8 protein-coding genes are annotated in these 11,787 nt (G+C 69.1%); 3 read left to right on the forward strand and 5 right to left on the reverse strand.

Translation table 11 applies throughout. The annotated features are described in order from the left end of the window. The first annotated feature begins 1 nt into the window (after window position 1). On the forward strand, window positions 2-763 hold the full coding sequence (locus AB0N89_RS36455) for a DUF4333 domain-containing protein (protein WP_364214731.1): 762 nt from the start codon (window positions 2-4) through the stop codon (window positions 761-763). Window positions 764-884: 121 nt separating this feature from the next. Here the strand turns inward: AB0N89_RS36455 and AB0N89_RS36460 are convergent, their stop codons facing one another. From AB0N89_RS36460 to eccCa, 5 genes are all read right to left on the reverse strand, one after another. Continuing rightward, the gene (locus AB0N89_RS36460) at window positions 885-1,169 is read right to left on the reverse strand and encodes a WXG100 family type VII secretion target (protein ID WP_364214734.1); all 285 of its coding nucleotides are present in this window, start codon (window positions 1,167-1,169) and stop codon (window positions 885-887) included. Between the two features lie 54 nt (window positions 1,170-1,223). Then, window positions 1,224-1,544, reverse strand: a complete 321-nt coding sequence (locus AB0N89_RS36465; protein ID WP_364214736.1) for a WXG100 family type VII secretion target — start codon at window positions 1,542-1,544, stop codon at window positions 1,224-1,226. A gap of 233 nt (window positions 1,545-1,777) precedes the next feature. After that, window positions 1,778-2,140 carry a hypothetical protein gene (locus tag AB0N89_RS36470; RefSeq protein WP_364214739.1) on the reverse strand — a complete coding sequence of 121 codons (363 nt, stop codon included), beginning with the start codon at window positions 2,138-2,140 and terminating at the stop codon, window positions 1,778-1,780. Between the two features lie 12 nt (window positions 2,141-2,152). Continuing rightward, on the reverse strand, window positions 2,153-4,093 hold the full coding sequence (locus AB0N89_RS36475; RefSeq protein ID WP_364214742.1) for a type VII secretion-associated protein: 1,941 nt from the start codon (window positions 4,091-4,093) through the stop codon (window positions 2,153-2,155). 68 nt (window positions 4,094-4,161) lie between these two features. Continuing rightward, on the reverse strand, window positions 4,162-8,169 hold the full coding sequence (gene eccCa, locus AB0N89_RS36480) for a type VII secretion protein EccCa (protein ID WP_364214745.1): 4,008 nt from the start codon (window positions 8,167-8,169) through the stop codon (window positions 4,162-4,164). A 458-nt stretch (window positions 8,170-8,627) separates the two neighbouring features. Here eccCa and eccD point away from each other — a divergent pair, with 458 nt between their 5' ends. After that, window positions 8,628-9,992 carry a type VII secretion integral membrane protein EccD gene (gene eccD, locus AB0N89_RS36485; RefSeq protein WP_005166823.1) on the forward strand — a complete coding sequence of 455 codons (1,365 nt, stop codon included), beginning with the start codon at window positions 8,628-8,630 and terminating at the stop codon, window positions 9,990-9,992. 23 nt (window positions 9,993-10,015) lie between these two features. Then, window positions 10,016-11,671, forward strand: a complete 1,656-nt coding sequence (locus AB0N89_RS36490; protein WP_364214748.1) for a S8 family serine peptidase — start codon at window positions 10,016-10,018, stop codon at window positions 11,669-11,671. Window positions 11,672-11,787: the final 116 nt, after the last annotated feature.

Below are 11,787 nucleotides of genomic sequence, written 5' to 3' on the forward strand. Positions count from 1 at the left end.
CATGACCGACCAGCAGCCGCAGCACCCTCAGCCGCCGCAACAGCCGCAGCAGTGGTGGCAGCCGCCCGCGAATCCCGCGAACCAGCAGCAGGGCTGGCAGCAGGAAGGCCAGGCCACCGGGCCGCATTCCGGGCAGTGGCAGCAGAACGACCCGAACGCCGCGAGCACCGGCTCCTACACGGGACAGTGGCAGCAGACCGCCCAGCCCGGCGTCACCGGCTCGTTTTCCGGTCCCTGGCAGCAAAGTGGCGCCCCCACGCCGGGTACGGCATGGCAACAGCCGCAGCAACCGCAGCCGCAACAGCCCGCGCCACAGCAGGATTGGCAGGCACAGCATCAGAATCCGCCGCAGGGACAGTACGGCGGAGGGTTCCAGCCCGCCCAGCCAACCCAGTCGTCGCAGTACGGCGGGCTCGGCGCTTTCGGCGCCGAACCCGCGAAGAAGCCGAAGGTTTCCAAAAAGACCTTGCTGATCGGCGGAATCGCCGCGGCCGTGGTGGTCGCGGGCGGCGTCGGGGCCTGGCTCCTGGGCGCGTTCGCCGGTGACACCCTCGATCAGAAGTCGGTTCAGGACGGTGTCACCAAGGTGCTCAACGAGCACTACGGGGAACCCGACGTGAAGAACGTCGCGTGCCCGTCCGGGCAGCAGGTGGAGAACGGCACCACTTTCGACTGCTCGATCGAGCTTTCGGGGCAGCAGAAGAAGGTCACCGTCCGGGTGCTGAACACCACGCCGGAATTCGAGGTCGGCGCACCGCACTGACCGGGACGTGAAGAAGCCGCGGCGGGAAGTTCCCGTCGCGGCTTTTTCTTGCGGACAAACGAAACGGCGGGCTCGGCATCCGAAGATGCCTGCCCGCCGTTGCTCGTTCGGAGCGTGAGACTCAGAACAGGCCGGTGACGCCCTGCTCCGTGCTCTGGTAGCCGTCGGCCAGCTGCGGCAGCACGCCGGCGACCTGCGCGAGGAGCTGCTTGAGCTCGTCGAACTTGTTGTCCCACTCCTGCTGCGCGGCCAGGTAAGCGGTCTGCGCGTCACCTTCCCAGGTGTTGACCAGCGGAGCGAGGTCGCTCTTCAGCTGACCGAACAGGGACTCCAGCTCGCCGCCGGTGCTCGAGCAGTCGTCGGCCGCCGCGTGGATCGTGGCGTAATCGACCTTCATCTCAGCCATGATTTCCTCCAGAATTCAAAGAAAGTTTTGGGGTGTCGGAACAGGTGGAGCAGATCAGCCGAGGACGCCGAAGCCCTTGTTGACCGAGTTGATCAGTTCCTGCTGCTGCTGCTCGGAAGCGTTGTACTTCGAACCGGCCTGCTCGAGCAGCTCACCGATGTTCTGGAGAGCCTGGTTGAGCCCACGGCCCGCCTCGTCGAAGCGCTTCATCACGTTGTTGAACGCGAGCGCCGCGTCGCCGGTCCAGCCCGCGCGGGTGGCCTCGATGTTGTCGCGAAGCTTGCTCAGGTTCTGGTCCATCGAAACGCGAACCTCGGTCACCCGCTTCTCGGACTGGGTGAACTGTTCGACGCTTCCCTGAAAACCGCCAGCCATGGGAGCTACCCCCTTCGTTCGTGGTTTATCCGTACTCGGTGAAGTTCGTTTGGTACGGACCTACGACGGAGACACTGCCACGTCCGGTTCCCTCTTGTCGCTCCTTGGTTTCAAGTAGTTGCTTGCGTTAACGCTCCCGATGGGAACCGAACGCGGGAACCCGGCGAGCACACCGGGATTCCCGTGGAGAAAAGAGCTTTCACCTGGGGATTTCGCAAGTGCACAGTGATCGGTCAATCGACGCGGCGCATGATTCGCGACTGCGAAAAGTCCTCGTCGTCGTCACCCACACGTGGCCGTCTGGCCACCGGTTCCGGCCGAAAGGGAACCAAGTCCGCCGCGGCGGGCAAAGCGGGAACCGGAAGACCGGCGCCCGCGCGGAACCGTTTCGCGGCGTTCCGCAAGACGCTCGGGGTCGGAGCGGTCTCGCCGCCGGCGAGCCGTCCCTTGCCGAATTGCTTCGCCAGTTCGGCGTTCTCGCCGCGGCGTCGTTCGTACCGGGCCTTGGCCGTACGGGCGACCTGTCTGGCATAGGTGACGGCGTCGCGTCCTGTGCGCGCGAAGTGTTCGGCGGGGGTCTCGGATTCGGGTGGCACGCGCCTCCCCCTTCAGTTGACGACCGCCATCGTTTTGACGACCTGTTCACAGGCCGCGCTCACCCGCTGTTCGAGCGGTGAGCCGGTGCCGTACTGGCAACCGATGTGGACGCGGATCTTTCCCTGCGCGACGACGTACCAGTCGACACGGGCCTTCGGCTTGGTCTCGCGGTAGTAGACGACGGTTTTGCCGGCGTAGTTCGCGGAACCGTTGAAGCCGCTGTATCTCTGCTTCGGATCTGTTTCCGCCCCGGTGCGGATTTCGTCGACGAGTTTCTGTCTGTCGACAGTGGCGTCGTAGGCCATCGCGTACTCCTGGGCGACCACGAGGTCGTCGCCGGTGAGGGACTCGCTCGGATGGATCACCACCTGACGGTCGGCGACGCGATCGTCGGTCTGCGTCCAGTCCGGCGGCGCGATGAAGCGGTAGTCGTACTGGGCGAGCGTCCGGCCCTCCGGCTCGGCCTCCCCGCTGTTGACCGCGAAGAGGACACCGCCGACGACCGCCGCCACGGCGACCGCGGCCGCCGCGATGATCCAGGGCGTCTTCTTGCCCTTCCCCGCGGGCTTGGTCTCGCGCGCGGGCTCCCCCGGCCGCCACGGCGGCGGTGCAGCGATCCCCTGCTGTCCCATCGGGGGCGAGGGCGGCCCCTGCTGCCGCGTCGCGTTTAGCGGGCTAAACGCGCTCTGCGGCGGTGGGGGCGAGGTGGGGCGATGGGGGCCGGGAGGGAACGGAGGGCGCCGGTCGACGGGGGCCTGCCCGGGGGCGCCGCCCCGGGAGACGGCGGAGCCCGCGAGCGAGCCCGTCCGGTCCGGGTCGATCAGCACCGCGCGCAGGGCGCCTCGGGCGACCACGGTCTCCGGCTGGTCCAAAGTGGTCGGTACGACGCCGGTCCGCTCGTGCACCAGCCGGGACACCATCGGGATCCGGCTCGATCCGCCCACCAGGAAGATCGCCGTCAGCTGCTTGGGCCGCAGCCCGGAATCGCCGATCGCGCCCACGGTCAGCTCGACCGCGCGGCCGAGCGGGCCCGCGATGAGCCGCTCCAGGTCCTCCCGCGTCACGTGCGCGTCGGCGAACGGCGGCGGCATCGGGACGTCGGTGTACGCGTGCCGGGACAGCGTCTCCTTCGCCCCGCGCACGTCCTGCCTCAGTACGCGGCGACGGCGTCGATCGGTGAGCTCGCGGCCTTCGACCAGCTTCCGCCATTCCGGCGGATCGACGGACGACACCAGCGACCCCACGTGCTCCAGGAGCGCCTGATCGACGTCCGCCCCGCCGAAGCTCGGGTCCCCCCGCGTGGCCAGCACCTGGAACCCGGCGCGTTTAGCGGGCGAACCTCGATCCGCCGGGCTGCCGGGCATGCGCTGGACCACGGAGACGTCGACGGTGCCGCCGCCGAGGTCGAGGACCGCGAGGGCGTCGCCGGGGCGGCCGCTGAACTCGACGGTGCGTTCGGAGTTGAGCTCGGCGGGCGCGAACGTCGCCGCGTGATAGACCGCCGCGGCGACCGGCTCCGGAACGAGCGCGACCTGGCGCGCGAGCCCGCCCGCGGCCTGCCGGAGCAGCCGGGTCCGGGTCGCGCCCCAATCGGCTGGGTGGGTCAGGACGAGCAGCTCGACTTCGGCGTCACCGGCGAGCCGGCGCGCCTCGGTCACCGCGCGTTTCAGGACGGCGTTGACGACGTCGGTCACGCGGAGGACGTTGTCGCCCAGCAGCAGGTCGCCTTCGTCGATCCGGCGTTTCGGATTCGGCTCGTAGCGCGACGGGTCCACCGCCGCCTGCCGTTCCGCTTCCTGGCCGACGAACAGCGTCCCGTCCGGCGCGGCGTAGACCGCCGACGACATCAGGGGCTGCCCGTCCACCACGACGACCTGCGGTTCGCGGCCGTTGATCGAAGCGACTACGCAGGTGCTCGATGTCCCGAAGTCCACCGCTACCCGCACAGTCACCAGCCACTCCCGCAGATCGTCGTCGTCACCACACGCCCGTCCCGTACCTCACCTGGTTCAGCGGGAGGTCAGTCCGGCTGGATCCACGAGACCTGCATGAGCTGCTTGCCGTGCTTCCGGGTGACGAGGTTTCCTCGTCCCGGAGGCATCTGGCTCGGCTTCACGTTGGAGACGAGGTTGCCCTCGTCCCGCGAGCCGTTCATGACCATACCGGGCGCCGCGATCTCCCTGAGCTTGCCGAGGATCGGGTCGAACATCGCCCGGCTCGCGCCACCGCTCCGGCGCACGACGATCATGTGCAGACCGACGTCCTTCGCCTGCGCGAGGAACTCGGCGAGCGGCTTCAGCGGGTTGCTCGTCTGCGTGGCGACCAGGTCGTAGTCGTCGACGATGATGAACAGCTCCGGGCCGGTCCACCAGGACCGGGTCTTCAGCTGTTCCTGCGTGACGTCCGGACCGGGGAGCCGCCGGGTCATCGACCCGTGCACGTCCTTGACCATGCTGTCCAGCTGCGCGGCGGACACCGCGTAGCCGAGCAGCTGGTCCCCGCTGACGAAACCGAGCATCGTGCGCCGGTAGTCGACGAGGATGACGACCGCTTCCTGCGTCGAGTACCGCTCGGTGATACCCCGGGTGATCTGCCGCAGCAGGTTCGTCTTGCCCGACTCGCCGTCCGCGAACGCGTAGAAGTGCGAATCGGCGGCGAAGTCGAGGTAGATCGGCTGAAGGTCTTCCTCGTTGACACCGATCGGCACCAGCTTCGTGGCGCGCTTGGAGTCGATGGACAGGACCTCGTCGTAGGTGACCATCTCCGGCAGCAGGCGGACCTGCGGCGCCGGGCGGCCCCGCCACGCGGCCTTGATCTTCGCCACCGCGTCGGCGACACCGGCCGCGATGTCGTCCGGGTTGCTCGATCCGTCGATCCGGGGAAGACCGGTCAGCAGGTGCAGCTTGTCCCTGGTCAGACCGCGGCCGGGGCGGGCGGCCGGGACGTTCACCGCGACCCGGCGGTCGATGTCCGACTCGCTCGGGTCACCGAGGCGCAGCTCGAACCGGGTACCGATCATGTCCTTGATCGCCGGGCGGATGTCCGCCCACCGGTTCGCCGCGATGATGACGTGGACGCCATAGGAAAGACCCTGGGTGGCGAGCTTGGTGATCGAGGTCTCCAGCTCGTCGAAGTCGTCCCGCAGCGCCTTCCAGTTGTCGACGATCAGGAACGCGTCACCGAAGGCGTCGTCCTCGGGCTTGATCTCGCCGCGCCGCTTGCGGTTGCGGAACTCGTTCATCGAGTCGATGCCCATCGCCCCGAACCGGCCTTCCCGCTCGGTGAGCAGGGTGGTCAGCTCGGCCACGATCCGGCGGGCCTTGTCCGGCTCGCGCCGGGCGACGGCGACACCGCCGACGTGCGGCAGGCCCTGGAGACCGGCCAACGTACCGCCACCGAGGTCGAGCGCGTAGAACTGCGCTTCCTCGGGGGTGTGGGTCAGCGACATCGACATGATCAGCGTCCGGAGCATGGTCGACTTGCCCGACTGCGGACCGCCGACGATCACACCGTGCCCGGCGCCACCGGAGAAGTCGGCCCACAACAGGTCGCGACGCTGCTCGTACGGGCGGTCGACGATGCCCATCGGCACCTGCAGCCGTCCGTTGCCGAAGAACCCGACCGGGGAGAGACCGCGGTCGTCGGTGGGGTTCAGGTTCGGCAGCAGGGTGTCGAGCGAGTTCGGCTCCTTGAGCGGCGGCAGCCAGACCTCGTGCGCGGGCGGGCCCTGGCCGATCAGCCGGGAGACGATCACGTCGAGCTCACTGGGCTCGACGGCCTCCTCCGACTTGGCCTCTTCCACCGGCGCGGCCTCGATCTGCTCCGGCTCCGGTTCCTTCGGCAGTTCGACGAAGTCCGGGACGAACAGCTGCGGGCGCTTGTCGGCGCGGACCACGGTCGCGACCGGGCCAGCCGCCTTGATGCCCGCGGGCCGGTACGGGCCCGAGACGTACGAGGCCTTGAAGCGGACCAGCGTCGAGGTGTCGTACTTGAGGTAACCGCCACCGGGGACGGACGGCAGCTCGAACGCGTCGGGCACGCCGATCGCGGCCCGGGATTCCGCGGCGGAGAAGGTCTTCAGGCCGATGCGGTAGGAAAGGTGCGAGTCGAGACCGCGCAGCTTGCCCTCTTCCAGCCGCTGCGACGCGAGGAGCATGTGCATCTGCAGCGACCGGCCAAGACGGCCGATGGCGACGAACAGGTCGATGAAGTCCGGCTTCGCGGCCAGCAGCTCGGAGAACTCGTCACAGACGATGAAGAGCGCGGGCAGCGGGTCGAGGTCGGCGCCGTTCTCGCGGGCCTTCTCGTACTCCCAGACGTTCTTGAAGTTACCGCCGTTCTTCAACGCTTCCTGGCGGCGGTTCATCTCGCCCGCCAGCGCGTCCTTCATGCGGTCGACCAGCGTGACTTCGTCCGCGAGGTTGGTGATGACCGCGGAAACGTGCGGCGCGGTGTCCAGGCCGAGGAACGTCGCACCACCCTTGAAGTCGACGAGGACGAAGTTCAGCGTGCTCGACGAATGCGTGGCGAGCATGCCCAGCACCAGGGTGCGGAGGAACTCGGACTTACCGGAACCGGTCGCCCCGATGCACAGGCCGTGCGGGCCCATGCCCTCCATCGCGGCTTCCTTGATGTCCAGCTCGACCGGCTGGCCGTACTCGCCGACGCCGAACGGGACGCGGTAGCGGTCTCGCACCGGGCGGGGCCGCCATGACTGCTGGACGTCGAAGGTCATCGGGTCGCCGGGGATGCCCAGCAGTTCGAGCAGACCGGGGTTGGACAGCAGCGGCTCTTCCTCGGCGGCGTCCTGCGCGGCGGTGCCGACGCGGTACGGGGCGAGGAGCCGGGCGAGGGCTTCGGACTCGACGACGCTGAGCGTGTCCGGGCGGCCGAACCACTCGACACCGCCGGCGCTGCGCGCGCCGAGACGGTCTTCCTCGACGACCAGCCGCAGACCGCGGCGGGCGGCGAGGTTGCCGATGGAGTCGGAAAGGTCGATCAGGGTGACGCCGACCAGACCCTCTTCGAGGATGATCTGCTCTTCGCGGGTGACCTCGGCGTCGTCGACGATGATGACGACGTGCGGCTGGTCCGGGGCGGGCGTCGCGTTGCGGGAGAAGCGCTGGCGGTCACGGAGTTCCTCGTCGAGCCACTGCTCGATCTGCGCGAGCGAACCGGCCATCATCCGCAGCTGCCCGATGCCGTCGGCGAGCGCCGGGTGCTGGGCGTGCGGCAGCCACTTCGCCCACTCCCACTCCTCCTTGGCACGGCCCGCGGTCGCGACCGCGATGAGGACGTCGTCGGGGCTGTGGAAGGTGACCAGCTGGGCCAGCATCGCGCGGGTGAGGCCGCGGGTCAGGCCCCGGTCGCCCTGCATGCTGACCGCGGCGAACCCGCGGAGGGTGATCTGGGTCGGCAGGTCCGGGACGATCGAGTGCGCGCGGACGAACCGGCGCAGCGCGAGCGTGGCGATCGGCTCCAGTTCGTCGACCGGGCCGGTCTGCGGCGGCACGAGCCGCGTCGCGAGGCGGTGCGAACTGCGGCCGACGCGGAGGTGGAGGAAGTCCTGGTCGTTCTGGCGGCGTTCCCACATGCGGCGGCTCGCGGCCAGGGACCACAGCGTCTGCGGGTCGGGGTGGACCCACTCGAGCGCGGCGCGCTGGTCGACCATGGCCTCGCGGGCCCTGTCGCGCATCTGGCCGAGGTAGCGCAGGTAATCCTTGCGGTCCTCGTCCATCTCGGCCTTTTTGGCGCCGCCGCCCTTGCCCGCGCCGCCGGCCATCATGCCGACGGTGCTGAGCACCATCATGCCGCCCATCATCATCATCATGGGATTGCGTCCACCCGTGGTGAACATGAAGACCATCATCCCGAGGGACGCGACGATCATCACCGCCGGAAGCAGCTTCATGACGATGTTGCCCGGGATGGTGCGCGGCACCTCAGGCGGCGGTTCGAGATGCACCTCGCCGCCCGGCGGCCGCGGCGCCGCCAGACGCGGCGACTTCTTGAACTGCAGCGTGCTCATCGAAGGACCCCTCTTCAAACTCGACGATGGCGGCCACCGTTGGTGCGCGAACGGGTGCGCGAGACAACCTATCGAACGTGGCCGGTGAAATCCGGACAACGCCGAGAACGGCCCCTGCCGGGACCATACGCATGCCAGGAGTCTAGGGCTCCGCCCCCGCCGACGTGCGTTTAGCGGGCTGATCGCGATCCGGCGCCCGGACGCCCGACGTGATGTTTAGCCCCCTAATCGCGATCCGGCGCTCTGAGGGCTCAGGCCCCCAAGCGTCACGATTAGCCCGCGAAAGTCGACGCGCCGGCAACCGGGCCGAGAGGTCCGGAGGTCGTCTCTCTTACTTTTGCCGGTCTTTTTCCGACAGTCGATGATGTGGGCACCCGGGTTCGGTATAGGTTCCCCGGGGACCAGACTCTCAGGGCAGGGGGAAGGCAGTGGCAACGGGCACGACGGTATTCAGCAGGGTGACGGTGGTCGCGCCACGCACCCGGATCGACGTGGCTTTGCCGGCTGACGTCGCGGTGGCGGACCTGCTGCCCATGCTGTTGGAGATGGCGAAGGAGGCGACGCCGGACGGCGGCGCCCGCCACGGCGGCTGGGCCTTGGCGAAGCTGGGCGACGCGCCGCTCGACCCGAGCCGGACCCTCGCGTCCCTCGGTGTCGTCGACGGCGAGCTGCTCCAGCTGCGCAAACGCAACGAGAACCCGCCGCCGCCGCTGTACGACGACGTCGTCGACGCGATCGCTGAGTCGTCCCCGGACAGCTTCCGTCCGTGGACCAAGGAGACGGCTCGCCGCTTCGGGCACATCGCGGGCGGCCTGGCGCTGTTCTTCTCGGCTCTCGCGCTCTTCACCAGCGGGTCGTTCTACGGCGGCAACGCACTCGCCGCCGCGATCGCCGGCGGCGTCGGCGCGATCGCGTGCGTCGCGGTCGGCGCGACACTGGCCAAGGCCTACCAGGCCGAGGCGACCGGCGTCCTGATCGCCGCGACAGGCGGTCTCCCGCTGGCCTTCGTCAGCGGCTTCTACATCGTGCCGGGTCTGTCCCTGTGGGCGAACCTGCTGCTCGCGAGCACTCTCGTGATCATCGTCGCGGCGGTCTGCATCCTCGTCATCGGGCACGGGATCACCACCTTCATCGCGGCCGCGACGACGGCGACGATCTCGGCGCTGACGTTCCTGGCCGCGACCCTCATCGACACCCCGATCGCCGGGATCGCCGCGGGCGCCACCGCGTTCTCGCTGGCCTGCATCTCGCTCCTGCCGCGCGCGACCATCAAGCTCGCCGCGCTGCCGACACCGCACGTCCCCGGCAGTGCCGAAGAGCTCAAGGAAGACTCGGGCTTCCCGGACTACCGCGCCATCGAACGCCGGACCGCGGTCGCCCACGAGTACATGACCGGCCTGCTGACCGGCTGCGGCGCAGCCACGGCCTTGTTCGCGATCATCGCCTCGACGTCGCCCACGGTCTTCGGCCCGATCCTCGGCGTCATCGCCACGCTGGTCCTGCTCCTGAGGGCCCGGGCGTACGCGAACGGCGCGCAGGCCATCGCCCTGCTGACCACCGGCATGGTGTCCGGCGCGGGCATCCTGCTCGGCTGGATGTGGTCGGCGAGCCCACTGAACCGGGTCCTGTTCGTGTTCGGCGCGCTGCTGCTGATCGGCGCCGGCGCGCTCGTGGTCGGCGTGATCTTCCCGAACCAGCGCTTCTCGCCGCCGCTGCGGCGGACCGTGGAGATCTTCGAGGCCGTCTTCATCGCGACGGTGCTCCCGCTGGCGCTCGGCGTCATGGATCTCTACACGACGCTGCGCCACCTCAATTTCAAGTGACGACCCGATCGGATGATGCTCTGATGGCAGCAGCGCGGAAGTCCAGGGGGACGCGCGTCCGCCACCTCGGCCTCGCCGGACGTACCGGAACGGTGCTGCTGGCGGCCGGTATCGGTGTTCTCTCGCCGGCGTCGGTGGCGCTTCCGGCGTGGGCGCAGCAAAGCAGCGTCGCGCCGGACGCCGGTGGCTACTACGCGACTCCGCCTCCGGTGGACCCGTCCAAGAAACCGAACGACGAGGGCAAGCCGGACAAGACCTACGAGCAGAAGACGCTGTGCGTGCAGCGCAGCAAGCTCGGCGGCGACCAGATCGACATCAAGAACCGGCCGTGGGGCCAGGAGTACCTGCAGATCCAGAAGGTGCACGAGCTGATGCGCGGCGCCACGAACTCGATCGGCGGAGGCGTCAAGGTCGCCGTGATCGACACCGGCGTCACCGCGCATCCGTACTTCAACGGACGTGTCGAATCGGGGGGCGACTACGTCGCGACCCCCAACGGCGGCAAGGCGCCGGGACTCGAAGACTGCGACGGGCACGGCACCGAGGTGGCGGGCATCATCGCCGCCAACCCGACCGACCAGAGCATCGGGTTCCGTGGTGTCGCGCCGGACGCCACGATCCTGTCGATCCGCCAGTCCAGCCAGAACTACGAAGAGGCGGAGAAGAAGTCCGAGGCGCCCCCGGCTTCGTCCAATTCCGCGCCGCCCGCGTCGTCGAACAACCAGCCGGGCTCGGAACTCCCGCCCTCCTCACAGGGAAACGGCGCTGTCGGCGGTGCGGCGGACGGAACGGCGCCAGGGCAGGACAAGGGCGGACGGCAGCAGGAACAGGGCAAGACCGCTGGCACGCTGAAGACGCTCGCGCAAGCCGTGGTCAGGGCCGTCGACAAGGGTGCCAGGGTCATCAACATGTCGGTCGACAACTGTCGTCAGGCCGACGGGAAGATCACCGAGGGCGAACAGCAGCTGCAGGCCGCGGTGAACTACGCCGTCAAGCAGGACGTGGTCGTCGTCGCGGCGGCGGGCAACGTCGGCGACAAGTGCCCGCAGAACGACCAGCCGGATCCCAAGTCGCCCAAGATGATCGTCACGCCGCCGTGGTTCGCCGACGACGTGCTGTCGGTCGCGGCGATCGACGACACCGGTGGCGTCGCGGACTTCAGCGTCAACGGGCCGTGGGTCTCCGTGGCCGCCCCGGGCACCAAGATCATTTCGCTGGACCCCGCGGAAGGGTCGAGCAGCCTGGCCAACCTGACCATCGAAGGCGGCAAGGATCCCGGCCCCATTCAAGGGACCAGCTTCGCGGCCCCGTATGTCGCCGGGCTGGCCGCCCTCGTGCGCGCGAAATTCCCCGGGCTGCAGGCCCGTGAGGTGATGAACCGGATCAAGGCGACGGCGCAGCACCCGGCGGCGCCGGGTGGGCGGGACAACTTCGTCGGTTTCGGGGTCATCGACCCGATCGCGGCGCTGACGGCGATCGTGCCGTCGGAGGCGGACAAGGCCCAGCCGGTTCCGCTGCCCGCGAACCTGCCACCCTCGAACGACCGCGATTCCGCCCCGATGATCGTCGCGCTCGCCGGGACCGGCGGGGGCCTGGTGGCCCTGCTCGTGACGCTGTTCGTGGTGCACTCGGTCCGCCGGAACCGGCCGACCACCGTCCCCGGCCGCAAGACCCCCTGAGGCACGCGACTTTCGCGGGCTAATCGCGATCTGCCCGGGCAGATCGCGATTAGCCCGCGAAAGTCGACAGGCCCTGGGGCACCTACTAGATCGGAAGAGCGGAGTGTAGGGGACGG

The sequence above is a fragment of the Amycolatopsis sp. NPDC089917 genome (genome assembly GCF_040684635.1).
GTDB lineage: Bacteria > Actinomycetota > Actinomycetes > Mycobacteriales > Pseudonocardiaceae > Amycolatopsis.

Coding starts and splice junctions, on each gene's coding strand:
- AB0N89_RS36455 (WP_364214731.1), top strand. CDS start 2: ATGACCGACCAGCAGCCGCAGCACCCTCAGCCGCCGCAACAGCCGCAG.
- AB0N89_RS36460 (WP_364214734.1), bottom strand. CDS start 1,169: ATGGCTGAGATGAAGGTCGATTACGCCACGATCCACGCGGCGGCCGAC.
- AB0N89_RS36465 (WP_364214736.1), bottom strand. CDS start 1,544: ATGGCTGGCGGTTTTCAGGGAAGCGTCGAACAGTTCACCCAGTCCGAG.
- eccCa (WP_364214745.1), bottom strand. CDS start 8,169: ATGAGCACGCTGCAGTTCAAGAAGTCGCCGCGTCTGGCGGCGCCGCGG.
- AB0N89_RS36490 (WP_364214748.1), top strand. CDS start 10,016: ATGGCAGCAGCGCGGAAGTCCAGGGGGACGCGCGTCCGCCACCTCGGC.